The sequence below is a fragment of the Streptomyces sp. CBMA123 genome (genome assembly GCF_014596465.1).
Lineage (GTDB): Bacteria > Actinomycetota > Actinomycetes > Streptomycetales > Streptomycetaceae > Kitasatospora.
The window spans coordinates 1-23,024 of the sequence record NZ_MECK01000323.1 but is presented as its reverse complement, the minus strand read 5'-3'; the positions used below and the strand labels follow the sequence as shown (position 1 = coordinate 23,024).

The window sequence follows — 23,024 nt, the reverse complement described above, 5'->3', positions numbered from 1 at the left end:
CCCGGGTGCCGGGCCGTGCTGGCGGCGACGGCGGACGGCACCCACCGTGGTGGGAGGGGCGACGACCTACAGGACAGTGCACCTACAGGACGGTGAAGTACAGATGGACGCGAATGACTCCGCTCCCCGCATCGTGGTCGGCGTCGACGGCTCTCCGTCGTCGTATGCCGCACTGCGCTGGGCGATCCGACACGCGACGCTCATCGGCGGGGTCGTGGACGCGGTGGGCGCCTGGGAACCGCCGAGCCGCTACGGCTGGTCCGCGCCGGTGGTCGACACGTCCTTCGACGAGAATCTCGCCCAGCAGCGCTTCGCCGACGAACTCGACGAGGTGCTCGGACCGGACCGACCGGTAGAGGTACGGGAACGCCTGGTGCTGGGCGACCCCTCCGACGTCCTCCTGCAAGCAGCCCGGGGAGCCGAGGTACTGGTGGTGGGCAGTCACGGGCGCAGCGGTTTCACCCGCGCGCTGATCGGTTCGGTGAGCATGCGCTGCGCTCAGCACGCCACCTGCCCGGTGGTCATCATCCGCCCGCAGTGACGCTCATCCCCCCCTGGTCGAGGACGTCCTCGACAGCCAGTCCGTCCGTCCGGCCGGCCGTCGGAGTGGGTGGTGAGGGGTAGTGAGCAAGGTCGGAACGCCGGCCCGTCACCGACACGGATGGGGAACGTCGTCATGATCCGCATGTCTCTGGTCGCAACCGGCACAGCTCTCATGCTTGTCGCGTCCATCCCCACCCCCGCGGCGGCAACACCGGAACTGTACGAACGCTTCCTGATCGAGCACCCGCTGGACGGCACCTGTCTGACCGCCTTGCCGGGACTTTCGGACGTCTGGCTGCAGGGCAACTGCGACTCCCAGGAGGGCACCGTCTGGCGTAACCCCGAAGGGGGCGAGATCCAGTTGGAGACGACCGGGAAGAGCGGTGGCTGCCTCGATGTCGACGTCGACAAGCGGGTGTTCCTCCATGCTTCCTGCACTGGCTCGCCTTCCCAGACCTGGCAGGCGGGTGGCGGGCAGATCAGCAACGACCGCTTCGGGGACTGCCTGGACGGGAACGTGAAGGCCGGCGAGCCGGTCTACCTCGACCCCTGCAACCAGACCCGGTTCCAACACTGGCGCATCCAAGGCCTTGCACGCTGAAAGAGCCGGGGAACCCGACGGCCGTACGGCTCTGTCCAGCGACCGGCGTGTCTCCCGTGGTGTCGTGGCCCGGCGCGGCGGCTCGGGTCGAGGGCGCGCCCGCTACCGCTCGTACACCATCTCGGGGAAGCGCCCGGACGGGCCGTCCAGGAGGTGGTCGTCATGGCCGCGCAGCCAGCGGTCGAAGAAGGAGGCGACGTACGAGCGGGTGGCGAGCACCGCGCGGTCGGGGCGGACGTCGCCGACGTCCTCGGTCAGCTGCGTCCGGCTGATCGCGCCCTGGCGGGCGAGCTGGGGCAGCAGCGATTCGGAGTCGGTGTAGGAGCCGTGGCGCGAGCCGGTGAGGGTGAGGTCGGCGTGCCAGCCGGTGCTGTGCTGCCAGAGGGCGGCCCAGCCGGGCTGCTGGTGGTAGCTGCCGGAGTCGGGTTCCTGGGTGCCCATGAGCAGGAACGGCCGGTCGAGGCCGTCCGCGGCCACGCTGGTCAGCTCGACGCCGGTCTGCCCGTCCGGGCCGGAGAAGTGCAGCGGGCCGTCGAGGTTGACGGCGGCCTTGAGGCGCGGGTCGTCGTGCATGGCCTGGAGGGCGGCCGAACCGCCCCCGGAGTGGCCGACCATGCCGATCCGGTCGAGGTCGAGGGAGGCGCCGAGACCCGCCGGCAGCCGCCCGTCGTACCGCAGCCCGGCCACCTGGTCCAGCACGAAGCGGGTGTCGTCGACCCGGGTCTGCAGCATCTTGCGCAGGAGGGCGCCCATGTCGGCGCCGGGGACGAACAGCGCGGGCATCACCGAGGTGGCCAGGCTGCCGTCGGGAAAGGCGACCTCGGAGGCCTCGTAGGTGTGGTCGACGGTGACGACGACGTAGCCGCGGGAGGCGAGGTCCTCGACCAGTTCGGTGTTCCAGGTCCGCGGGTCGCCGAAGCCCGCCTCGTACAGCAGGACGGGCCGCTTGCCCCCTGGCAGGGCGGGCGCGTCGGCGCGGGCATGGGTCCGGATCCCGGCCCAGTCGGTACGGCCGGGCTCGAAACGGTGCTCGGTCTGGGCGAGGCTGCCGGCGCTGCCGAAGTGCTCGGCGGCGGCGGGCACCATGTACGGCGCCCGGTCGGAGCCGGTGGCGGGCCGGGTGGTCGGGTACCAGAAGCTGATCATCAGCTCGCGGTGCCGCCCGGGCTGCCAGGGGTCGTCCCGGTGGTCGTCGGTGAGCCGCAGGGCCGTCGTACCGACCGGGTAGGGCCCGGTGGGCCCCGGCAGCGCGGCGCGGGCCTGCTGCCCGCTGCCCTGACCCGCCTCCGCTGCCACCGCCACCGCGCCCGGTGCGCCGGCCACGCCCAGGGTCACCGTCGCCGCCAGCAGCACCGCCGCCACGACGCGTCCGCGCCTGCTCATCGCTGATCCTCCTCGTTCCGGCGCCGTCCGGCGCCACGGGCACCGACGGTACGGGCGAGAAGCGGCCCGAGCCGTCATACCGGGGAGCCAAGTCAGGCCGTGGTACCCAGGTATGACGTTGCCTCGGCCCTTGGCCACTGCGGCGATGGCGGCCAGGGGTCTGTCGGTCCGGAGGGTGTTCTTCACGGGGACGCCTCCCGTGGCGAGCGGTCGGCGCTCGGCGCCGACTCGGACAGCATCTCTGGGTGGCCAAATTCACCTGACGGATCGTCGGTCGGTTCCGCCTGGACGGTGGTCGGCTGGGCCCGCCGCTCGAACGGGCGCCAGAACGGGGCCGTGGGGGCGGGTATTCGGCCGTGCTCAAGGGGCCTTCCTGGTGAGGGCTTTGATCCGGTCCATTGTGCCGCGGAGGCAGCGGCGACTACCCGACCATCCGGGCGGACGGGGCGGCGGTCGGCCGGTGGCCACCCCGGCGGCCGTGGTCAGCAGGGTGCGCCGGGCGGGTGCGGCCGGTGCGAGCGTTCGTACGCTCCGGCAACGGGCCCGCGCGAGCAGCGGGCCCGGCCACGGCCGGGGCGCGAGGGGTGCTACGCCCGCGAGAGTTCCGCGATCTCGCCCACGGGCCGTCCGGTGTGCAGGGCGAGCGTCTGCGCGATGAGTTCGGTGAGGTCGGGCCAGGGCATGTTCCCGTGCGCGTTGTACAGCGCGACCAGGCCGTGCAGGGCGGTCCAGAGCAGCAGGCCCGCCTGCCACTCCTGCTCCGGACTGCGACGGTCCTCGTCTTCCTGACCCTCCGGCCGACCCCGGCGCTGCGGGTGCTCCGGCCGGTCCTGCCTGGCGGCGGCCAGCGCGGCGACGACGGAGCCGAGCAGTTCCTCTCCCGCGCCGTGCGCGTTCGTCGGCACCAGCGCGGCGGGCATCCCGCCGCCGAAGAGCGTGCGGTACTCCCCGGGGTGATCGACCCCCCAGTGCACGTAGGCGGCGCACCGGCCCACCAGGTCGGCCAGCGGCCCGTCGGCGTCCTCCGCCGCCGCCCGCATCACGGCCGCGAGTTCGTCGTAGCGCTGCCGTAGCACGTGCTGGACGAGCGCGCCGAGGTCCGGGAAGTGCCCGTAGATGCTCGCGGGGGCGACGCCGACCTCGCGGGCGACCTGCCGGAGGGTGAGCGTCTCGGGGCGTTCGAGCGTGGCGAGCAGCCGCGCTGCGGCGGCCACCAGTTCGGCCCTGAGGGCCTGCCCCTGTCCCCGCGGGTTCCGTCGGCGGGGGGCGGCGTTTTCGCTGCTCACAGGCGTCCTCCCGGCGTTCGGCAACGGTCGCCCACTCTACCGCCGGCCCCGCACGCACCTCCAACACGCCCTTCCCGCTGCTCTCTTCGCGCCTTGACAGCAGTTACCAACACTTGTTCACTTAAAGTAGCCAACAGGTGTTCAGTCATCGGGAGGAAGCATGCGCATCGCCGTACTCGGGGCGACCGGTAGGGTCGGACGCCACGCCGTCGAGCAGGTCCTCGGACGCGGGCACGAGGTCGTCGCCCTGGTCCGCCGCCCCCAAGCCCACCCGCAGAACCGTCCGCAGGCCCACCCGGTACCCGGACAGCGGCAGCCGGCCGTCGAGGTCCGCCGGGCCGACGTCACCGAGCCCGCCGCGTTCCCCGACCTGTGGGCCGGCGGCGTCAGCACCGGCCGCCGCACCGTCCCGCTGGAGGACTACGCCACCCCCCTCCTGCCGCCGCACGCCTCCCGCGCCACCGTCGCCGCGCCGATGCTCGACGAGGCCGAACGCCCGGCCCACGGCGCGCGCATCCTCGTCCCGGTAGGACACGCCTGATGCGCGGCTACATCGCCGTCGAGGAGGCCATCGCGATCCCCGGCCTCGCCGACCGACGGCCGCCGTTCCCGGTCCCCGACAACCTCCAGCCCGCCTTCCTCGCCGACATGGCCGCACGGCTGCCCGACGTCACCCGGTTCCGGCTGCCCGACATGGACGCCAACGGCATCGCCCTGCAGGTGCTCTCCCTCACCGTCCCCGGCATCGAAGCCGACCCCGACCCGACCCGCGCGGTGGACAACGCCCGCTACGTCAACGACCACCTCGCCGAACTCGTCGACACCCACCCCGGCCGGTTCGCCGCCTTCGCCGCGCTCCCGCTTCAGGACCCGGCCGCCGCCGTCACCGAACTGCGCCGCAGCGTCGAACAGCTCGGCTTCAAGGGCGCGCTCGTCTACGACCACATCCAGGGCCGCTACCTCGACGACCCCGCCTTCGACCCCGTCTGGGCCACGCTCGGCGAACTCGGCGTCCCGCTCTACCTGCACCCCGGAATGCCGCCCGCGGACCGCTGGCACGTGCTCGACGCCCACCCCGAACTCGACGGCGCCCTGTGGAGCTGGCAGGCGGCCACCGGGGGCCACGCCATGCGCGTGATCATGTCCGGGGTGTTCGACCGGCACCCGGACACCACGATGATCCTCGGCCACGCCGGCGAGTTCCTCCCCTTCCAGCTCTCCCGCTTCGACTCGCGCTACGCGACCGTCACCGTCCCCCGGCCGCTGCGCCGCAAGCCCTCCCAGTACTTCGGGACGAACGTGCTCGCCACCACCAGCGGCGTGCTCTCCCCGGCCGCGATCGAAGCACTCGTGCACGTGCTCGGCGCCGACAACGTGCTGTTCGCCGTCGACTACCCCTACGAGCGGACCGACGCAGCCGTCAGCGCCCTCGAACGCACCCGCCTCCCGGACGCCGACAAGCAGAAGATCGCCTCCGGCAACGCCCGCCGCCTGCTGCGCCTGTGACCGCGACCCTCCACCCGCGACCGCCCGCTCCGGCAGCAACTGGCGGCTGAAGCAACGGAACCGGGAGAGTGAGGGGAGCGGGACGGGGAAGGGCTGCCGGAGCGTCGTCGGTCCGGTAGTGGGTTGCGTGATGCGCGGTGGGCGCGCATCGAACCGTTGCTGCCGGACCGTTCGCCGTGCTTCGGACGGTCAGTTCGCGAGCGTGCGCGGTCAGGTGGTCCCGATGCGGACCTGCGCCGCCGGCACGGTCCTGCCGATCACGCCGGCGAGCACTGCGCCGAGGGCGCTGACGCCGATCAGCGCCAGCCAGATCGCTGTCGGCCCGGTGGAGAGCAAGCCCGAAAGCGTCATCGGGGCCACCGCTCCCGCGGTTGTCACGGCGAATTGGTTCAGGGCCAGGTAGCGGCCGCGGAGGGCGTCCGGGGCGCCTTCCGCGGCGACCGTCGACGTGATGGCGCCGCCGAAGACCTCGCCGAATGTGTAGACCCCCGCGCCGAGAAGAACAACGGCGATCGCAAGGGCGGCCGCGGTCACGTGGTCGGCGGCGAGGAACAGCAGGTAGCCCGTGGTGAAGGCGGCATGGCCTGCGATGAGGACGTGACTGCGGGTTCGTCCGCCGAGTCGGTTGACGACGAAGCTCTGACCGAAGCCGACTATCAGAGTATTGAGGGTGAAGACCGCTCCCGCTGTCCAGCCCGGCAGGCCCAGTATGTGCACCGCGTAGACGGGTATCGCGATGCTGAGGGCGAACAGCGAGATGGCGAAGCACAGTTGATGCGCGACGACTGCCAGGTACCGCCGGTCCCGGAGCACTCGCCGCCAGCCTCCGGCGGCGTCCCGGGCCGCTGCTTCCGGGACGACGTTCGGCACCGCCCGCATGAGCACGAAGGCGGCGACGTACGACAGGGCGTTGACGGCCACGATCGCGCTGAATACACCGCGCGTGCCGATACCCACGGCGACGGCGGACACCAGCCCGCCGACCGCGTAGCCGAGGTTGCGTATGGATCCGAGGGCGCCGAACCAGCGCTCGCGTTCGCCCGGTGCGGCCAGTGCTGTGACGGTCACGCCGTAGCAGCCGAAGAACACCGCTCGGCCGGCACTGTTCAGCCACGCGCAGGCCACGATCTGCCAGGGCCGATCCGCGCCGAAGTAGCCGACGAAGCCGAGCGCCTGGGCCAGGTTCGCCGCCTGCAGCACCGGCTTGGCGCCGTAGCGGTCGACCAGGCCGCCGACCAGCGGGCCCGCGGGGAGGGCGAGCAGTCCGCCCGCTGTCAGTGCCGCGCCCACCTGCACCAGCGTCAGCGAGGTCGTGGCCAGGAAGTAGAGCATCGTCACGGGGATGAAGACCCCGGTGCCGATCGCGTCGATGACGATCGCCGCGACGAAGCGGCCGTGGCGGGCCGTCACACGGCGGACTACCGTTTCGGAGATGATCATCGGGCGACGGTATAGATCGAATACCGGTATCCACAAAGCGTTTCTTTCGACGACGCGTTCCGTGGTGTTCGACTCGCTGCCGGGCAAGACCTGCGCCCGGCGGGCGCAGTGGTGTGCGGGAGGGGCTCCCCGGCCCGGGTGGCGGCCCGGGCCGGGGAGGTGAGGAGCGGTGCGGGAGGGGCTCAGCGGCGGGTGAACAGGAAGCCGAGCTTGTCGACCTCGTCGCCGGCGCGCCCGTGGAACCCGGCGAACTGCCAGCCGTCCGGCGCGGTGCGGGTCACGCAGTCGGCGGTGCCGGTGCCACCCGACAGGGTACGGCCCAGGTTGGTGCCGAACGAGGCGTGGAAGATGCGGGTGTGCCCGCCGTAGGAGCCCTGGCAGAGGGTGGCCGAGTTCACGAACTCGCCGCTGCCCAGGGTGAGCGAGGAGGCGGTGCCGCCGGAGCCACCGTGGGTGAGGGAGGTGCCGTCCGCGAGGGTCAGTCCGACCTGGTCGATCCGGGTGCCGCTGCGCAGGCTGACCGTGGTGGCCCGTGCACCGGCCGGGACGCGGTCGACGTCGTCGTAGAAGTCGCCGTGCGGCCCGCCGAACTGATCGCTCGCCAGGTAGGCCGGGTTCCGGCTCCAGTCGAAGCCCACGGCGACCGGGTCGTGGTCGGAGAGCATCGTGCCGGAGCCGTCCAGGAAGTCGGCGTGCTTGTTCGCGTACGAGGTCGCGGTGAGCGTGAGCATCGCGCTGCTGCGGTACAGGACCTTGTCGACGATCTCGCAGGTGTCGGTGGGCGCGTTCTGGTCGCACAGCAGCGGGTCGGCGCCGCGGGTCGGCGCCACTCCGCCGCGCTCCAGCTGCACCCACGCGTCGGTCAGGCCGTTGTCGGCGGCGAAGCCCGCGATGGTGTCGTCGGCCCGGGTGTAGCGGGTGTTGGTGTCACCCATCACGACGACGGCGTTCCCGGCCGAATGGGTCCTGATGTAGCCGGTGAGCTGCGCCAGGTTGGCGGCGCGGGCGGCCTCGTCGCCGGGCTCGGTACCCGCGTTCGTGTGGAGGTTGTAGAAGTCCGTGTACACGCCTTCGGCCAGCCGGGTCCGCATGAAGCTGAAGCCCTTGGGCGTGAGGCAGTCACCGGAGTCCAGCCGGCAGTCGTTCCACTTGACCCGCTCGAAGTCGTCGGTGTCGTAGCCGAGGCGGGACAGGGTGTTGAGGCCGCTGCCGATGCCGGCCCCGCCGCTGGTCGCCGTGCGGTTCGGGTGGGAGTCGGCGGCGTACAGCGCCGCGTGGTAGTTGAAGTCCTCCTGGACGTGCACGATGTCGTACGGCGCGAGCCGGCCGCCGATGGCGGTGGTGCTGCTCTGCCGTTCGGTCGAAGCGCTGTTCACCGCCTGGGGAAGGCCCGCCACGTTGTAGGTGAGCGCGGAGAACGACCCGGCCGCGGGGGCGACTTGCGCGCTCGGCGGGGCGGTGACGGCTTGCGCGCTCGGCGCACCGATCAGGCCGCCCAGCACGGTGGCCGCGCCGAGCGCGCCCACGAGGGTGGAGCGGAGGAAGGGATGGCGGGGGCGGGGCTCGGACATCGAGGCTCCGATCGGAGTACGGCCACGGGGATCCATCGCCGGGAGCGTATGAGCGAATGATGTGAGCGTCAACACTGTCTATGAGCAGTCAATACTTCGCTGGCCTGCAGATTTGTTGCCCTGTTTCGCGGTTTATTCAACGATTCCGTTAGCGTTAACAGACTGTTCTTGCCGATGCCGGAGGGCGGTGCCGAGATGCCGGGCACCCACTCCCGGCATAGCGTGACCGACGGCACCCCGCCCGGCCGGAGGCGGTGCGTGAGGCCGCAACACCACTTCCCTGGAGGTCAGTTCATGCGCGCCGTGACCTACGACTCGTATGCCCCGGACAACTCCCGGCTGCAGTACGGCGAGGTGCCCGACCCGAAGGTCGGCCCCGGGCAGGTGCTGATCCAGGTCCGGGCCGCCTCCGTCAACCCGGTCGACTGGAAGGTGATGGCCGGCGGCCTGGACGGCATGATGGACACGGTCTTCCCCGCCATCCCGGGTTGGGACGTGGCCGGCGTCGTCACCCGCACCGGGCCTGACACTCCCGAGTTCGCCCCCGGCGACGAGGTGATGGCCTACGCCCGCAAGGACGCGGTGCAGGCCGGCACCTTCGCCGAGTACGTCGCGGTCTCCGCGCCCGCGGTGGCGCGCAGGCCTTCCGGGCTCGACTGGGCCCAGGCGGCCGGACTGCCACTGGCCGGCCTCACCGCGTTGCGCTGTCTGGACCAGCTCGACGTCGGCTCCGCCGACGTCCTCCTGGTGCACGGCGCCGCCGGTGGCGTGGGCAGTCTCGCCGTGCAGCTCGGCCGCGACCGCGGGGCCCGGGTGATCGGCACCGCCTCCGAGCGCAACCACGCGTTCGTGTGCGAACTCGGCGCCGAACCGGTGACGTACGGGGACGGCCTGGCGGAACGCGTGCGTGCGCTGGCCCCCGGCGGCGTGTCGGCCGTCGCGGACTTGGTCGGTGGCCAGCTGGAGACGACGCTGGCCGTCCTCGCCGAGGGCGGACGGCACGTCTCCGTCGCCGATCCGGAGGTTTCCCAGCACGGGGGCCAGTGGATCTGGGTCCGCCCGGACGGCGCCAAGCTGGCCGAACTGGCAGCGGTCGTGGACCGCGGCGCGCTGACCGTGGAGGTCGCCCGGACCTATCCGCTGGAGCGGACGGCCGAGGCCTTCGACGCCAGCCGCACCGGTCACACCCGCGGGAAGCTGGTCGTGGTGCCCTGACCGAAGGTCACGACGCCCGGACACCGGAGGCCGTACGGCTCGGATCCCGGCGATGGCCGGTCACCCCTGACCGGTGTCGAAAGGCGTGCCGTCGCACCGGAACCCCCAGAGTCCCGGACCCCCCGGAACCCCGGTGCGGCGGCACGCCGCGCGGCCCGTCCGCCGTGCTGTCCGTCAGGCCATGGGAACGCCGCTGCCCGCGATCACTTCGGGCCGCAGCAGGGCGGCGAGCCGCTCGGCCGGCAGCAGCCCCCTCTCCAGCACGAGTTCGGCCACGCCCCTGCCACTGGCAAGGGCCTCCTTGGCGATGTCGGTGGCCGCCGTGTACCCGATGTGCGGATTGAGCGCGGTCACCAGGCCGATGGAGCTTTCGACGGTGGCGCGCAGTCGCTCGGTGTTCGCCGTGACGCCGGCCACGCAGCGTTCCGCGAGGGTGAGGCAGGCTGCGCGCAGGTGGGTCACGGACTTCGACAGCGAGTGCAGGATGATCGGCTCGAAGGCGTTGAGCTGGAGCTGGCCCGCCTCGGCGGCCATGGTGATCGTGACGTCGTTGCCGATCACCTCGAAGGCGACCTGGTTGACGACCTCCGGGATCACCGGGTTGACCTTGCCGGGCATGATGCTCGAACCTGCCTGCACCGGCGGCAGGTTGATCTCGCCCAGCCCCGCGCGCGGCCCCGACGACAGCAGCCGCAGATCGTTGCAGGTCTTCGACAGTTTGACGGCGACGCGCTTGAGCACGCCGGACATCTGCACGAACGCCCCGCAGTCCTGGGTGGCCTCGACCAGGTCGGCGGCGGTGACCAGACGCAGCCCGCAGATGTCCGCGAGGTGGCGACGGGCAGCCTCGGCGTACCCGGCCGGAGCGTTGAGGCCGGTGCCGATCGCCGTGGCACCGAGGTTGATCTCGTGGAGCAGCTCGACGGCCTCCGCGAGCCGGCAGCGGTCCTCGCCCAGCATGACCGCGAAGGCCGAGAACTCCTGGCCGAGGGTCATCGGCACGGCGTCCTGCAACTGCGTGCGGCCCATCTTCAGGACGTCGCGGAACTCGACGGACTTGCGGGCGAAGGCGTCCTGGAGGACGGCCATCGCGTCGAGCAGACCACGCACCGCGTAGACGGTGGCGATCCGGACGGCGGTCGGGTAGACGTCGTTGGTGGACTGGCCGAGGTTGACGTCCTCGTTGGGGTGCAGGTACGAGTACTCGCCCTTGGCACGTCCCATCAGCTCCAGCGCCCGGTTGGCGATGACCTCGTTGGCGTTCATGTTGGTCGAGGTCCCGGCGCCGCCCTGGATGACGTCGACGACGAACTGGTCGTGCAGCTTCCCGCCGCGTATCTCCCGGCAGGCGGCAACGATCGCCGCGGCCTTCCGGGGCTCCAGCAGGCCGAGTTCCTCGTTGGCGAGGGCGGCGGCCTCCTTGACGGCGGCGAGGGCGTCGATCAGGTGCGGGTAGGTGGAGACGGGCGTGCCCGTGATGGGGAAGTTCTCGGCGGCGCGCAGGGTGTGAACGCCCCAGTAGGCGTCGGCGGGGACGTCACGGTCTCCGAGCAGGTCGTGTTCGCTCCGGGTGGCGGTCGACATCGTCTGCGGGTTCTCCTCTTGAGATGGGGTGGTCGTGGGGCCGGGGCCGGTCACGAGGGACGGGCGAGGGCGTGGGGCGCCAGGGCCGGCACCGGCCTTACCCCGCCGACGCGCCGGCCGCCGCCCGCCGTCGCCTCACCGGTGCAGTCCACCAGCAGGCCGGGGTCGACGCCGGCCAGCGCCAGGGCGGCGGCCACCACCGGGATCCTCGCCCGGTTCGCCCCGTCCGCGATCTTCACCGCAATGGCGCGACCGTCCGGCAGCGCGGCGATCTGCACGCCCTCGAACCCGTCCTTGGCGAGCAGCCCCGGCACCGCACGCATCAGCGCAGCCGTGTCGCGTCCGGTCCCCGACGCCATCTCCGGGTGGCCGCGTAGCGCGTCCGCGACCCGGAACTCCGCAGTGCCCGGCAGCGCCGTGGCGATGCGGGCGGCGGCCCGGGCGAGGCCGTGCAGGGAGACGGCGAACAGCGGGGTGCCGCAGCCGTCCACGCTGACGTGGGCGGCAAGCTGGCCGGTGAGCTCCTCCACGACCTCGGCGATCGCGGTCTGGAGCGGGTGTGCGGGGTCGAGGTAGGTCGCCAGGGGCCAGCCGTTGAGCTTGCAGAGGTAGAGCATCGCGGCGTGCTTGCCGGAACAGTTCTGGGCGAGACGGGACGGCGGACGCCCACCCCGCACCCAGGTGTCCCGCACCGTCGGGTCGTACGGGAGGTCGGGGACGTTGCGCAGGTCGTCCTCGCCGAGACCGGCCAGTTCGAGGATCCGCCGGGTGCCCGCGAGGTGGCGTTCCTCCCCTGAGTGACTGCCCATCGCGAGGGAGAGGAGTTCGCCGTCGAGCGGCAGCCCGGCGCGCACCATGGCGACCGCCTGCAGCGGCTTGAGGGCCGAGCGCGGGTAGCAGGCGACCTCGATGTCGCCGAGCCCGAACCGGGCTTCGCCGTCTGGGTCGAGGACGACGACGGAACCGTGGTGGACGCCCTCGATCACGCCGCCGCGGGTGACGTGGGCGACCGGGACGTGCCGGGGTTCGCGGATCGCGGGTGCGTCCGCGAGGGAACTTCTGTGCATCACTGCCTCGATCGGTGGTGGGTCACTGGTGGTCCGGCGGCCGGCGGCGGCCCTCGACAGTCGGCGTGACCGTCCCGGTGTCGAGGGCCGCCGCCGGTGTCAGCCGTCGGACCCGGCGGCCGCGCGCGCGAGGCGCCCGCGGATCGCGTACCAGCCGGCGACCAGCGCCGCGGCGATCAGCGGCACGCAGAGCACGGTGGTGCGTCCGGCGCCGCCGTCGGCGTACATCAGGATCAGGACGGTGGCGAGGAAGGCCAGCGTCACGAGTTCGGTCCAGGGCGATCCCGGCAACCGGTAGGCGGGGCGGGTCAGTTCGCCGGCCCGGGTCTTCCGCCAGAAGAAGAGGTGGCAGACCATGATCATGCCCCAGGTCGCGAGGATGCCGATCGCCGCGAGGTTGAGCACGATCTCGAACGCGTCCGCGGGCACGACGAAGTTGAGGCCCACGCCGAGGACGCACATGCCGCTGGTCAGCAGGATGCCGCCGTAGGGCACCTGGCTGCGGCTCATCCGGGCGGTGAAGCGCGGGGCGGAACCGCTGACGGCCATGGAGCGCAGGATGCGGCCGGTGGAGTAGAGACCGGAGTTGAGCGAGGACATCGCCGCGGTGAGGACCACCAGGTTCATCACACTGCCGGCCGCCGGGACGCCGATGTGCGAGAGCACGGTCACGAAGGGGCTCTGGCCCGCGGTGTACCTGTCCCACGGCAGCAGCATCGAGAGCAGCAGCACCGAACCGACGTAGAACAGGCCCACCCGCCACATGATCGAGTTGATCGCCTTCGGCATGATCTTCTCGGGGTTCTCGGTCTCGCCCGCGGTGACGCCGACCAGTTCGACGGAGGCGTAGGCGAAGACGACGCCCTGGATGATCAGCAGCATCGGCAGCAGACCGTTGGGGAAGACGCCGCCGTTGTCCGTGATCAGGGAGGGGCCGGGCACGGCGCCGTCCACCGGGTGCCGGGTGACCAGGAGGAAGACCGCGATGCCCATGAAGACGACCAGCGCGCTGACCTTCACGATGGCGAACCAGAACTCCAGTTCACCGAAGACCCGCACCGATATGAGGTTGACGGTGAGGACCACCGCCAGGGCCACGAGCGCGATCACCCACTGCGGGACGTCGGAGAACAGGTGCCAGTAGTGGGTGTACGTGGCCACCGCGGTGATGTCGGCGATACCGGTGGTGGTCCAGTTGAGGAAGTACATCCAGCCCGCGGTGTACGCGCCCTTCTCGCCCAGGAACTCCCGCGCGTAGGAGACGAAGGCTCCGGAGGACGGCCGGTACAGGACGAGTTCGCCGAGCGCGCGTACGACGAGGAACGCGAAGAGGCCGCAGACCGCGTAGGCGACGAACAGCGAGGGGCCGGCCTGGGCGAGACGGCCCCCGGCCCCGAGGAACAGCCCGGTGCCGATGGCACCGCCGATGGCGATCATGCTGACGTGCCGGGGTTTCAGGGACTTGCTGTAGCCGGTGTCCCCGGCGTCGACGTGACGGGTGGAGGGGCGCTTCTCATCCTTGAGGAATTGCTCGCTCACGCCTCGGGTCTGCCTTCTGTCGGGGTGTCCGCGCGCTGGGGGCGCACGATGTCGGTGAGGGTCGCCTCGACGCGGCGCAGGTGGTGGGACATGGCCTCCACCGCGTCCGGCTCGGAACCGTCGGCCAGCGCCTCGACGATCGCCCGGTGCTCGCAGTTGGACTGCTCACGGCGATCGCCCAACTCGTTGAGGAAGGCCGACTGACGCGCCAGTGCGTCGCGGATCTCCTCGATGACCCGGCGGAAGACCGGGTTGCCGGAGGCCTCGGCCACCGCCAGGTGGAAGACGGTGTCCAGTGCGACCCACGCCGTGGTGTCGGTCTCCCGCTCCATCCGGTCGAGCAGATGGGCCAGGTGGTCCAGGTCCTCCGGGGTGCGGCGCAGCGCCGCGTACCCGGCCACCGGGATCTCGACGTGTCGGCGGACTTCCAGGAGGTCGCGGGCAGCGTAGTCCCCGAAGGTGGGGTCCTCGACCGTGTTCGCCACCACGAAGGTGCCCCTCCCGGTCTTCGAGACGGTCAGTCCCATGGTCTGGAGCGCCCGGAGGGCCTCCCGCAGCACGGGACGGCTGACCTCCAGGGTGCGGCACAGCTCCGCTTCGGAGGGGAGCTTGTCCCCCACCACGTACTCGCCGCGCTCGATGGCACCGCGGAGGTGGCCGAACACCGCTTCCATGGCACTCACACGCCGGGGCATCGGACTGGCTGTCTGGCTGTCTGACAGGTTCACGGGCTGAATCCTGCGGGGTGCCGCGCGGTGCTGTCAAGACCCCTCGCCACCGGGACAACTCCCCTGAGGTGAACTTCTGTTGACGCTCCCCCGCCGGAAGCCGCCCCGGACCGGCCTTCGTGGACCTGGCCGCGTTCATCAGTGCGTACACCACCACCGAGCCGGACCCCGGCTCGGTGCGCCAGTGCACGCCCACGGCGAAACGGTGCCTCGTGCTCCCGCCCGCCCCACCGGGCGTCGGTGAGGTCGGCGGTGGGTCCGATGAGCGGTGTGCGCATCCCACGTCCTTACAGGGCTGGAACCGGCGGTCGACGGCCGTCTCCTCCACAGCCCGCCGGCCCGGCGCACGCCGGCGGAGAGGCCGGCGGGCAGGCCGGCGGGCTGTGGAGGAGGGGGTGCACGGCGCGGCGGCGCACGGATGCGCCCGCGATGGCGATCGGCCACGGCGCGGAGGCGGAGACTTGCGCGTCCGGGCCGCAAGCAAGAATCCTGCTGCCGTTCACCTCCGAGCACAAGAAACGACGTCTTCGCGACAGATAAGTGAGCGTTAACTCGATGCAGAAGCTCGACCCCCGCCTGCTCGCCACTCTCGAAGCGGTGGTCCGCCACCGTTCCTTCAACTCCGCGGCCCGTGAGCTGGGTTACAGCGCGCCCGCCGTCTCGCAGCAGATCGCCGAACTCGAACGCCGCGCGGGTCTCCGGGTGCTCGAACGCCGGCCCGTACGGCCCACCCCGGCCGGCCAGGTCCTGCTCGACGCCGAACAGGGGGTCAGGACCGCACTGGCGGCGGCGTCCGTGGAACTCGACGCCATGCGCGCCGGCACGGCCGGACGGATCCGGCTGGGCGCCTTCGCGTCCGCCGCCACCGGCATCGTCCCGAAGGCGTTGGCGCAGCTGCAGGCGACCTACCCCGACGTGCAGGTCAGCCTCTCCCAGCTGGAGCCCGAAACGGGCTACGTCCGTCTCAAGCGCGGAGACATGGACCTGGCCCTCACCTACGACTACGACTTCATACCGCTGCCGCCGCCCCGCACGCTGCGCCGGACGCTGGTCGCGCGGGACCCGGTCGTGGCGGTGGTCCCGGTCGGCCATCCCCTCGCCGACCGCGAGGTCATCGACCTGGCGGACCTCGCGTCCGAGACCTGGATCGCGGCCCCGGAGGCCGCGCTGCGCCTGGAACTGCTCGCCCAGATCGCCAAGACCCCGGGATTCCGGGCGCGCCTGGAATACGAGGGGGACGACTTCAACACGGTGCTGGGCTTCGTCGCCGCGGGCCTCTGCGTCGCCGTCATGCCGCAGCTGGCACTCCCCCGCGGTGTCACCCAGGTCGTGGCACGCCCACTGGCCGACCCGGAGCTGACGCGTTTCCTCTACTCCGTCCGGCTGGACACCCGGCACACCCCGCAGGCCCTGTTGGCGCTGGAGCAGCTGCTCGCCGCGCAAGCGCTGGCCGCGCTCTCCTGAGGCTTTCGTGACGCACCGGCCGCCGTCGAGCCCCCTGCCCTCGCGGACCGGTTCCCGGGGCCTCCCCTCCCGCTACACCGGCCGGCCGCTCTGGTTGGCCGTGAGCCGCTCACGCCAATCGGCCACGACCTTCGGGGACGTCGCGGCCAGAGCGGCGATCGCCTCGTCGTCCCGCCCGTCGTTCCAGCTGAGGACGCGGGTGAGGACGGTGTTCCGCACGCGCCGGATCTCCTTGACCAGTTCCTCGAGGCGGTTCAGCTCCTCGCCGGTGGCGGCGAGCGTCTCCTCGACCGCCGCCCGTTCCTCGGCCCGCTGTCGCCACAGGTAGGCCGGCAGCCCGGTGAGGACCGCGCCGTCGTCGGCTGCGGCACTGCGGAAGGTGTCGACGAGGTGGTCCAGTACACAGTCCGTGGCATCGGCGAGACTTGCGCCCACGACCTTGGCGGCTTCCCACGCACTGCGTCCGGCGTCGGTGGTCCGGAGCCAGCTCCCGGCTTCGACCGGCGTGCGGTCTCCGCAAGCCGCGGCCCGGTAGGCGTACAGGGCCGCGCGGTGGCCGTAGAACGTGTAGCCCTCCTCGATGTGGACGCGCGCCGAAGCGCACATCCGTCCTGGAACGCCGCCGTACCCTGAACCGGGCTCGTACGCGGCATAGGCATCCAGCTCCGCGTCCGTGGCCGTCGGCCAGGACGGGTCGCACAACTCCGGGTTCCGGGCCAGGAAATCCGTCACTTCGACTCTGCTGCCGGGGACCGGACTCGTGCGGAAGTCGGCCCAGACCACCGTTCCCGTCGTGTCGGACGTGTACTCACAGGCTCGTTCGAGGTCGGACCAGGCCGTGGCGGCCTCGGCGGACCACTCCAGGTCACCGCTCGGGCCCACCCGGTGCAGGGAGTCGACCACGCGTTGAACCGTGGGCAGCAGCCGCCGGGCCAGCGCATGGAGGTCCTCGGACGTGGGGAACCGCCAGGAGGACGCGCCCTCGCCGTCGGCGACGCGATGGGTGAACGGGTGGAAGAGCACGGCGGGCGAGGGCAGGGCCCCGTCTCCGACCTCGCCCCGCCGGTGCCCCGGGAGTCCGGCGGCGGGGTCGTCGTCCGGCTTCCGCCAGTCGGTGTCCCCGAACCACACGGCGCCGGTGCCGACGTCGACGGCCAGCCACTGCTGATAACGGTTCCCCGGCCCGAACCGCTCCCGCCGGTGCTCGGCCCGCCGGTCGTGCCACACGTACTCCGCCGGCGGCGGGCTGAGTTGGACGGCGACGAATCCTTCCTGAGGGGTGTATCCGACGACGACGTGTGCGGTCGGCTCGTCGTGCTCGGTCCCGGACATGCGGCTCCCTCCGTGTCGCACAGTGGCGGATCCGCCACTGTGCGCACCGAGCCTGCCTCGCGAAAGCCCTCTGATCAAATCCGATCACTTACGGACTTGTCCCCCACCGAGAGTCCGTACACGAGCGGAATCGACGCGGCGGATCACGGGGGCGGTCAGGGAACGCCATCACGGCCGAACGGTGAACAGAAAGCGAATCAGGACTTGACACGACGTCACCGAGGGTCGCAGGATCGGCTCTCGGACCTGTCAGACAGCATGGCGGACGCTTCGGCTCCGACGCCGCTCGGGAACCGACCGGCCCACTCGGGAACCGACCGGCAGGATGCACGGGGGCTCGGTGGTCGCCGACAGCTCGCCGGCCAGGGCCAAAGCCCCGGACGACGGATCGAGGCGGAAGGCCGTCAGCGAATCGGACCTCTGGTTCGCACAGAACAGGAGTCGCCCGTCCGGAGCGAGAACGATGCCCCTGGGCCAGGCCCCCGCACGCAACGGTGACGATCGGCTCGACGAAGGTGCGTCAACGGGCCGCTCCCGCGACGAGGGAAGATCGGCGGCCGCGGTCCGGCCGCACAGGCGGTTGCGGGCGAACGCGATGGCGTCCGGGTGGAGCCGAACACCCGGCCGTCGGCGCGGAGTTGGTCGAGGTTCACCCCGTGCCGATCCGGCGGCCGGTGACCTCCACGGGGCGGATGCGCACCCACAGGGGCCGGGAGCCGCCGGCCCATGGCTCGGCGCCGGGCAGGGTGGAGAGCCGTTGCTGCTCGTCCGGGTCGTCGATGTGGTGGGCCTCGCCGAGGATCAGGACGCTCCAGCCGAGGCTGCGGTGGTCGTCGATATGGTCCACCTGGAAGGAGGCGGGCGAGCCGTCGGCCGGGGCCGCCGCGCCGTGCGGCGCCGTACGGTAGACGATCGTCCGGGTGTCCACCGCGTAGTTCACCGGGAGCACGACAGGTGCCGGCCCGATCGGCAGGCCGATCCGGCCGACGCCGTGGGTGCCGAGCAGTTCCCAGCACTGCGGTTCGGTCAGGTGGAACAGCAGGGGGCGGGGGGCGGCGGCGTCGGGCTGTCCCGGTGGGGCGTCGGGGTTGCGGCCGGTCAGCAGCTGCGGCCAGGTCGTCCCGAGCGCGGTGGCGAGCCGGACGAAGGCGGGCGGGTCGAGCTCCGGCCCGGTCTGCAGGAGTTGGCGCAGGTAGGCCGGTGCCATGTTGGCCCGGTAGGCCAGCATCCCTTCACTCAGGCCGAGTTGGTCGCGGCGCTGGAGGATCCGGCGGGCGATGGCGGTGGGGTCGGTGCGGTCGGTGATCATGGTCGCGGCTCCTCGGCACGCACGGGTCAGGTCCGGAAGAGCGCGACCTTGAGGGCTCCGGTGTCGGCGGCGTCGGCGAAGACGTCGTACGCGTCCTGCATCTCGTCGAGCCCGAAGCGGTGGGTGACCAGCCCTGCGACGTCCAGCCGGCCGACGGCGAGCATGTCGAGCAGCAGCGGGGTGGAGTTGGTGTCGACCAGGCCGGTGGTGATGGTGACGTCGCGGATCCAGAGGTCCTCCAGGTGGAGCACCGCCGGCTTGCCGTGCACGCCCACGTTGGCGACCCGGCCGCCGGGGCGCACCAGGCGGGTGCACAGTTCGAAGGACTCGGGGACGCCGACCGCCTCGATCGCGACGTCCACGCCCAGTCCGTCCCGGCTCAGTCCGCGGACGGCCTCCGGGGTCGCCTCGGCCACGGTCAGCGTCCTGTCGGCGCCGAAGCGCTCGGCGGCGTCGAGGCGGCTCTGCGCGAGGTCGATCGCGATGATGCGGGACGGGCTGTAGAGGCGGGCGGTGAGGATGGCGGCGAGGCCGATCGGTCCGGCGCCGACGATCGCGACGGTGTCGCCCGGCCCGAGGCGGCCGTTGCGGACGCCGACCTCGTAGGAGGTGGGCAGGATGTCGGCGAGCAGCAGGGCGTCCTCGTCCCGGACGCCGTCGGGCAGCTTGTACAGGGAGGTGTCCGCGAAGGGGGTGCGGACGTACTCGGCCTGGCAGCCGTCGATCAGGTGGCCGAGGATCCAGCCGCCACCGCCGGTGCACTGGCCGTAGCTCGCGGCCCGGCAGTAGGCGCAGCGGCCGCAGGCGCAGATGCAGGAGACCAGCACTCGGTCGCCGGCCGTGACGGTGCGCACGCCCGGTCCGGTCTCGGTGACGGTGCCGACGGCCTCGTGCCCGAGGACGCGGCCCTCGGTGACCTCGGGGACGTCGCCCTTGAGGATGTGCAGGTCGGTGCCGCAGATGGTGACGGCGTCCACTCGGACGACGGCGTCCTCCGGGTCTTGGACGGCCGGGTCGGGGGCGTCGCCCCAGGTGCGGCGGCCGGGTCCGTGGTAGGTGAGCGCTTTCATGCTGCGATCGCTCCTCTCGGAGGGCGGAGACGGCGGTTCCGCTCGTACTTCCAGCGTCTCCCGGGCCGCGCCCTTTGCCAGGGGCCCGGTGGGGTGCTCCCGCTGGGCCGATGGACCCCCTCCTCGCACCCGCCGGGCCGGGGCGATCACGCCTACGCTGGTCAGTGGGACATGGGGGGCGAGGCAGGGAGGACCCCTTGGGCAGCGTGTCGGAGACCAGCCCGTCGGAGGCCAGCGCTTCGGAGTCGGGCGTCCCCGTGCCGAAACTGCGACTGGACGAGCTCCTGGAGGAACTGCAGGCCCGGCTGGACGCCGCCCGCGGCACCCGTGACCGGGTGCACAGCCTGCTGGAGGCGGTGCTGGCGGTCGGGCGCGACCTGGAACTCTCCCAGGTCCTGCAGCACATCGTGGAGGCGGCGGTCACCCTGGTGGACGCCGAGTACGGTGCGCTCGGCGTGATCGGCGAGGACCAGCGGCTGTCGCAGTTCATCCCGGTCGGGGTCACCGACGACCAGGTCAAGCTGATCGGCAACCTGCCGTCCGGGCACGGCATCCTCGGCGAACTGATCCGCCACCCCGAACCGCTGCGGCTCAGCCGGATCTCCGGTCACCCGGCGTCCTACGGATTCCCGGCCGGACACCCCCCGATGAGCAGCTTCCTGGGCGTGCCGATCCGGATCCGCGGCAAGGTGTTCGGCAACCTCTACCTGACCGAGAAGCGCGGCGGCGGCGACTTCGACGACGAGGACGAGTCGGTGCTCGCCACCCTGGCCGTCGCCGCCGGGGTGGCCATCGACAACGCCCGGCTCTACGACCGGGCCCGGCGGCGGCAGCGCTGGCTGGAGGCCAGTGCCGAGGTGACCAGCGCCCTGCTGTCGGGCAGCGCGGAGCAGGAGGTGCTGGACCTGCTGCTCGCCCGGGCGACCGAGATCGCCGGCGCGGACCTCGCCGTCGTCGCCGTGCCCCTGCCGGAGACCGGCGAGCTGGAGGTGCGGATCGCCGTCGGCCTGGGCGATCAAGAGCACCGCGGCCTGGTGCTGCCGATCGAGGGCTCGTTCATGGGGGCGGCCTTCCGTACCGGCGGCCTCGTGGTGAGCCCCGACGTCCAGCACGACCCGAGGATCACCGCCGGTCCGCCGCGCTGGCAGGGCCTGGGCCCGGCCCTCGCCATCCCCATCGGCACCAGCGAGAACGGGATCCGGGGCGTGCTGCTGCTGGCCCGGGCGGCCGGTGCGCCGCTGTTCGAGGAGGGCGAGTCCGGGCCGCTGCTGGGCTTCGCCGGCCAGGCGGCGGTGGCGATGGAACTCGCGGAGCGCCGCCGGGACTCCGAGCAGGTGGCGTTGCTGCAGGAACGCGACCGGATCGCCCGCGACCTGCACGACCTGGCCATCCAGCGGCTCTTCGCCACCGGAATGACCCTCCAGGGCGCCACCCGCTTCATCGAGCACCCCGAGGCCACCGACCGGGTCCTGCGCGCGATCGACGACCTGGACGAGACCGCGAAGACCATCCGCGCCACCATTTTCGGCCTGCGCCTTCGGGAGAAGGGCCCGGCGGCGAGCGGCCTGCGCACCCGCGTCGTCGAGGTCGTCGAACGCGCCGCCCGGTCCCTCGGCTTCGCCCCGGCCCTGCGGATGACCGGCCTGCTCGACGTCACCGTCCCCGTTGAGGTCGCGGACGCGGCCGTCGCCGTCCTGGAGGAGGCCCTGGCCAACGCCGCCCGCCACGCCCGGGCCGACGCCGTCGACATCTCGGTGGCCGCCGGGACCGACCTGACCCTCACCGTCACCGACGACGGAGTCGGCCTCCCCGAGGACGGTCGCCGCAGTGGGCTCGCCAACCTGGCCGACCGCGCCGCCGCACTGGACGGCACCTTCACCGCCCGCCCCCGCCCCGAAGGCGGCACCGAGCTGGTCTGGCGGGTCCCGATCCCGGGCGAGTGAACGCGGCAGCACCGTCGTCATTGCCGCTCCACGACATCCTTGGCTCCGAGGCGGGGTGTGGGGGCGCCCTCGGGGCCGTAGCCGAGGCGGATCAGGATCTGGACGTAGCCGGGGCCCCGATGCGGGTCACGGGCTTCCCACCGCAGGTAGGGCCACTCCATGGCCTGGTGCAGCAGGGAGGCCCGGACCCCGTGGACGGTGGCGGCGAGCAGGACGTGTTCCAGAGCGAGGCCGGCGCGCAGCCAGTCCCGCGGGGTGTCGTGCTCGGTGGTGAGGACGGCGACGCGGGGCTCGGCTTCGAAGGTGGCGGGGGCCTGGTGCTCGGCGGCGTGGAGGGCGGAGAAGTCGCGCATCGGCAGGTGGCCGGACACGTCCTGCGGACCGAGCGCGCCGACCGGGATGCCGTAGGGCGGTGCGTCGCCGGTGCGGATCCAGCTGCGGCTCTCGGTGCGCTGGGCCTCGTCGGTGGTGCTGCGGCGTTCGGCCTCGGCGGTGAGGTGGAGCAGTCGGGCGGTCTCGTCGTGGCCGGGCAGGTGGAGCACGGCGTCCTCGGCCCGGGCGCCGGCGACGAGTTCGTCGAGGACGGCCGGGGGCACGGGCCTGCCGGTGAACGGTGTGCGGATGGTGTGCCGGTGCCAGATCGCCTCGTACAGCCTGTCCGTGCCCGGGAGCGGCACGACAGCCGCCGTGTCCAACCGGACGGCGGCGAGCAGGTCCGGTTCGGCCGGGTCGGGCACCAGGCGCACGTCGGGTGCCCAGCCGAGGTGGCGGGCAGCGATCCGCAGGTTGAGGACGGCCGCGCCGACGGAGATGTGCAGCGCCCGGCCCTGCGGGTCGGCGGCCGGGACGGCGCGGCTGCGGTCGGCCCGCACCTCCAGGGTGGAGGTGTCCGGCTGGAGCCGGAAGCGCCAGGGCTGGCTGTTGTGGATCGAGGGTGCGGCGACCGCCGCGGAGACGAGCTTCTCCAGCGTGGGGGCGTCGAGGGTGAGGGTGGTCATGACCGCCTCCATGACGTCAGGCGGGCGGGTCGCCGCCGCGCAGGGTGTCCGGACGGGTGCGGCACTCGTCGGGGTGGATCTCGCCGCGGGCGAGGCCCACGGTCATCAGGCCGATGCCCCAGCCGTTCATGCCGTGGCCGTTCCAGTACGTCATCGCCGTCTCGTCAGCCGCGACGGGAGGTCCGTCCCTCCACGATGCGGCCGGGACCGTGCACGCCGCTTGGGCCGTTCGGCTCTAACTCCGGGCCCACCCGGGCTCCCGTCCGGGCCCTGTCGGCTCAGTGCGGGCGCTGGTGGTGCTGCCCGGACTCGTCCGCATGGGCGGCGATGACGGCGGCCTGGAGGCGACGCTCGACACCCAGTTTGGCGAGCAGCCGCGAGACGTGGTTCTTCACGGTCTTCTCGGCGAGGTAGAGCTCCCGGCCGATCTGCCGGTTGGTCTTGC

Annotated in this window: 22 protein-coding genes; 7 read left to right on the top strand and 15 right to left on the bottom strand. The window is 72.3% G+C overall.

Going from position 1 to position 23,024, the window contains the following annotated elements; translation table 11 throughout:
* Nucleotides 1-103 precede the first annotated feature (103 nt).
* Together BG452_RS29050 and BG452_RS29045 are read left to right on the top strand one after the other, a co-directional pair.
* Entirely contained in the window at nt 104-541 is a 438-nt protein-coding gene (locus BG452_RS29050) for a universal stress protein (RefSeq protein ID WP_188307324.1), read from the top strand.
* Nucleotides 542-676: 135 nt separating this feature from the next.
* Nucleotides 677-1,144, top strand: coding sequence for a ricin-type beta-trefoil lectin domain protein (locus tag BG452_RS29045; RefSeq protein WP_188307323.1), 468 nt, complete (start codon nt 677-679; stop codon nt 1,142-1,144).
* A gap of 102 nt (nt 1,145-1,246) precedes the next feature.
* Here the strand turns inward: BG452_RS29045 and BG452_RS29040 are convergent, their stop codons facing one another.
* Together BG452_RS29040 and BG452_RS29035 are read right to left on the bottom strand one after the other, a co-directional pair.
* Entirely contained in the window at nt 1,247-2,527 is a 1,281-nt protein-coding gene (locus tag BG452_RS29040) for an alpha/beta hydrolase family protein (RefSeq protein WP_188307322.1), read from the bottom strand.
* 587 nt (nt 2,528-3,114) lie between these two features.
* Entirely contained in the window at nt 3,115-3,813 is a 699-nt protein-coding gene (locus tag BG452_RS29035; RefSeq protein WP_317621277.1) for a TetR/AcrR family transcriptional regulator, read from the bottom strand.
* Nucleotides 3,814-3,973: 160 nt separating this feature from the next.
* Between BG452_RS29035 and BG452_RS29030 the strand changes: the two genes are divergently transcribed.
* On the top strand, nt 3,974-4,354 hold the full coding sequence (locus BG452_RS29030; RefSeq protein WP_188307321.1) for an NAD(P)H-binding protein: 381 nt from the start codon (nt 3,974-3,976) through the stop codon (nt 4,352-4,354).
* Complete coding sequence (locus BG452_RS29025; protein WP_188307320.1) at nt 4,354-5,319, top strand: amidohydrolase family protein; 966 nt, start codon at nt 4,354-4,356, stop codon at nt 5,317-5,319. The genes BG452_RS29030 and BG452_RS29025 overlap by 1 nt, the downstream gene beginning before the upstream one ends.
* 210 nt (nt 5,320-5,529) lie before the next feature.
* On the opposite strand, the gene BG452_RS29020 is transcribed toward BG452_RS29025, so the two are convergent.
* Both BG452_RS29020 and BG452_RS29015 read right to left on the bottom strand, forming a co-directional pair.
* A complete protein-coding gene (locus BG452_RS29020) occupies nt 5,530-6,759 on the bottom strand; it encodes an MFS transporter (RefSeq protein ID WP_188307319.1) in 1,230 nt (409 codons plus the stop codon).
* A 182-nt stretch (nt 6,760-6,941) separates the two neighbouring features.
* The gene (locus BG452_RS29015; protein WP_223242885.1) at nt 6,942-8,330 is read right to left on the bottom strand and encodes a jacalin-like lectin; all 1,389 of its coding nucleotides are present in this window, start codon (nt 8,328-8,330) and stop codon (nt 6,942-6,944) included.
* 294 nt (nt 8,331-8,624) lie between these two features.
* On the opposite strand from BG452_RS29015, the gene BG452_RS29010 reads away from it, so the two are divergent.
* Nucleotides 8,625-9,545 carry an NADP-dependent oxidoreductase gene (locus BG452_RS29010; protein WP_188307318.1) on the top strand — a complete coding sequence of 307 codons (921 nt, stop codon included), beginning with the start codon at nt 8,625-8,627 and terminating at the stop codon, nt 9,543-9,545.
* 174 nt (nt 9,546-9,719) lie between these two features.
* On the opposite strand, the gene aspA is transcribed toward BG452_RS29010, so the two are convergent.
* From aspA to BG452_RS28990, 4 genes are all read right to left on the bottom strand, one after another.
* The gene (gene aspA / locus BG452_RS29005; RefSeq protein WP_188307317.1) at nt 9,720-11,129 is read right to left on the bottom strand and encodes an aspartate ammonia-lyase; all 1,410 of its coding nucleotides are present in this window, start codon (nt 11,127-11,129) and stop codon (nt 9,720-9,722) included.
* 50 nt (nt 11,130-11,179) lie between these two features.
* Complete coding sequence (locus tag BG452_RS29000; RefSeq protein WP_188307316.1) at nt 11,180-12,196, bottom strand: asparaginase; 1,017 nt, start codon at nt 12,194-12,196, stop codon at nt 11,180-11,182.
* Between the two features lie 99 nt (nt 12,197-12,295).
* Complete coding sequence (locus BG452_RS28995; protein WP_188307315.1) at nt 12,296-13,735, bottom strand: amino acid permease; 1,440 nt, start codon at nt 13,733-13,735, stop codon at nt 12,296-12,298.
* Nucleotides 13,732-14,409 (bottom strand): FadR/GntR family transcriptional regulator, encoded by a 678-nt coding sequence (locus tag BG452_RS28990; RefSeq protein ID WP_188307347.1) that lies wholly within the window; start codon nt 14,407-14,409, stop codon nt 13,732-13,734. The genes BG452_RS28995 and BG452_RS28990 overlap by 4 nt, the downstream gene beginning before the upstream one ends.
* A gap of 609 nt (nt 14,410-15,018) precedes the next feature.
* Between BG452_RS28990 and BG452_RS28985 the strand changes: the two genes are divergently transcribed.
* Nucleotides 15,019-15,927, top strand: a complete 909-nt coding sequence (locus BG452_RS28985) for a LysR family transcriptional regulator (protein ID WP_188307314.1) — start codon at nt 15,019-15,021, stop codon at nt 15,925-15,927.
* Between the two features lie 72 nt (nt 15,928-15,999).
* Here the strand turns inward: BG452_RS28985 and BG452_RS28980 are convergent, their stop codons facing one another.
* The 4 genes from BG452_RS28980 to BG452_RS28965 all read right to left on the bottom strand — a co-directional run bounded on the left by BG452_RS28980 (nt 16,000) and on the right by BG452_RS28965 (nt 19,638).
* Entirely contained in the window at nt 16,000-17,259 is a 1,260-nt protein-coding gene (locus tag BG452_RS28980; RefSeq protein WP_188307313.1) for a hypothetical protein, read from the bottom strand.
* Nucleotides 17,260-17,508: 249 nt separating this feature from the next.
* Entirely contained in the window at nt 17,509-17,751 is a 243-nt protein-coding gene (locus BG452_RS48190) for a beta-propeller fold lactonase family protein (RefSeq protein ID WP_188307312.1), read from the bottom strand.
* A 157-nt stretch (nt 17,752-17,908) separates the two neighbouring features.
* The gene (locus tag BG452_RS28970) at nt 17,909-18,568 is read right to left on the bottom strand and encodes a helix-turn-helix domain-containing protein (RefSeq protein WP_188307311.1); all 660 of its coding nucleotides are present in this window, start codon (nt 18,566-18,568) and stop codon (nt 17,909-17,911) included.
* Between the two features lie 26 nt (nt 18,569-18,594).
* On the bottom strand, nt 18,595-19,638 hold the full coding sequence (locus tag BG452_RS28965) for a zinc-dependent alcohol dehydrogenase family protein (protein WP_188307310.1): 1,044 nt from the start codon (nt 19,636-19,638) through the stop codon (nt 18,595-18,597).
* 110 nt (nt 19,639-19,748) lie between these two features.
* Between BG452_RS28965 and BG452_RS28960 the strand changes: the two genes are divergently transcribed.
* Nucleotides 19,749-21,581 carry a GAF domain-containing protein gene (locus tag BG452_RS28960; RefSeq protein WP_188307309.1) on the top strand — a complete coding sequence of 611 codons (1,833 nt, stop codon included), beginning with the start codon at nt 19,749-19,751 and terminating at the stop codon, nt 21,579-21,581.
* Between the two features lie 17 nt (nt 21,582-21,598).
* Here BG452_RS28960 and BG452_RS28955 read toward each other — a convergent pair whose 3' ends face one another.
* From BG452_RS28955 to BG452_RS28945, 3 genes are all read right to left on the bottom strand, one after another.
* Nucleotides 21,599-22,579 (bottom strand): Acg family FMN-binding oxidoreductase, encoded by a 981-nt coding sequence (locus BG452_RS28955; protein WP_188307308.1) that lies wholly within the window; start codon nt 22,577-22,579, stop codon nt 21,599-21,601.
* Nucleotides 22,580-22,595: 16 nt separating this feature from the next.
* Nucleotides 22,596-22,733, bottom strand: a complete 138-nt coding sequence (locus BG452_RS28950; RefSeq protein ID WP_188307307.1) for a hypothetical protein — start codon at nt 22,731-22,733, stop codon at nt 22,596-22,598.
* Between the two features lie 124 nt (nt 22,734-22,857).
* A partial coding sequence (locus BG452_RS28945) for a response regulator transcription factor (RefSeq protein WP_188306486.1) occupies nt 22,858-23,024 on the bottom strand: 167 nt, incomplete at its 5' end.

Bases quoted from the DNA above. Each gene is read 5' to 3' on its own strand.
- BG452_RS29050 (WP_188307324.1), top strand. From the start codon at position 104: ATGGACGCGAATGACTCCGCTCCCCGCATCGTGGTCGGCGTCGACGGC.
- BG452_RS29045 (WP_188307323.1), top strand. From the start codon at position 677: ATGATCCGCATGTCTCTGGTCGCAACCGGCACAGCTCTCATGCTTGTC.
- BG452_RS29040 (WP_188307322.1), bottom strand. From the start codon at position 2,527: ATGAGCAGGCGCGGACGCGTCGTGGCGGCGGTGCTGCTGGCGGCGACG.
- BG452_RS29030 (WP_188307321.1), top strand. From the start codon at position 3,974: ATGCGCATCGCCGTACTCGGGGCGACCGGTAGGGTCGGACGCCACGCC.
- BG452_RS29025 (WP_188307320.1), top strand. From the start codon at position 4,354: ATGCGCGGCTACATCGCCGTCGAGGAGGCCATCGCGATCCCCGGCCTC.
- BG452_RS29020 (WP_188307319.1), bottom strand. From the start codon at position 6,759: ATGATCATCTCCGAAACGGTAGTCCGCCGTGTGACGGCCCGCCACGGC.
- BG452_RS29015 (WP_223242885.1), bottom strand. From the start codon at position 8,330: ATGTCCGAGCCCCGCCCCCGCCATCCCTTCCTCCGCTCCACCCTCGTG.
- BG452_RS29010 (WP_188307318.1), top strand. From the start codon at position 8,625: ATGCGCGCCGTGACCTACGACTCGTATGCCCCGGACAACTCCCGGCTG.
- aspA (WP_188307317.1), bottom strand. From the start codon at position 11,129: ATGTCGACCGCCACCCGGAGCGAACACGACCTGCTCGGAGACCGTGAC.
- BG452_RS29000 (WP_188307316.1), bottom strand. From the start codon at position 12,196: ATGCACAGAAGTTCCCTCGCGGACGCACCCGCGATCCGCGAACCCCGG.
- BG452_RS28990 (WP_188307347.1), bottom strand. From the start codon at position 14,409: ATGGAAGCGGTGTTCGGCCACCTCCGCGGTGCCATCGAGCGCGGCGAG.
- BG452_RS28985 (WP_188307314.1), top strand. From the start codon at position 15,019: ATGCAGAAGCTCGACCCCCGCCTGCTCGCCACTCTCGAAGCGGTGGTC.
- BG452_RS28980 (WP_188307313.1), bottom strand. From the start codon at position 17,259: ATGTCCGGGACCGAGCACGACGAGCCGACCGCACACGTCGTCGTCGGA.
- BG452_RS28970 (WP_188307311.1), bottom strand. From the start codon at position 18,568: ATGATCACCGACCGCACCGACCCCACCGCCATCGCCCGCCGGATCCTC.
- BG452_RS28965 (WP_188307310.1), bottom strand. From the start codon at position 19,638: ATGAAAGCGCTCACCTACCACGGACCCGGCCGCCGCACCTGGGGCGAC.
- BG452_RS28960 (WP_188307309.1), top strand. From the start codon at position 19,749: ATGGACCCCCTCCTCGCACCCGCCGGGCCGGGGCGATCACGCCTACGC.
- BG452_RS28955 (WP_188307308.1), bottom strand. From the start codon at position 22,579: ATGACCACCCTCACCCTCGACGCCCCCACGCTGGAGAAGCTCGTCTCC.
- BG452_RS28950 (WP_188307307.1), bottom strand. From the start codon at position 22,733: ATGACGTACTGGAACGGCCACGGCATGAACGGCTGGGGCATCGGCCTG.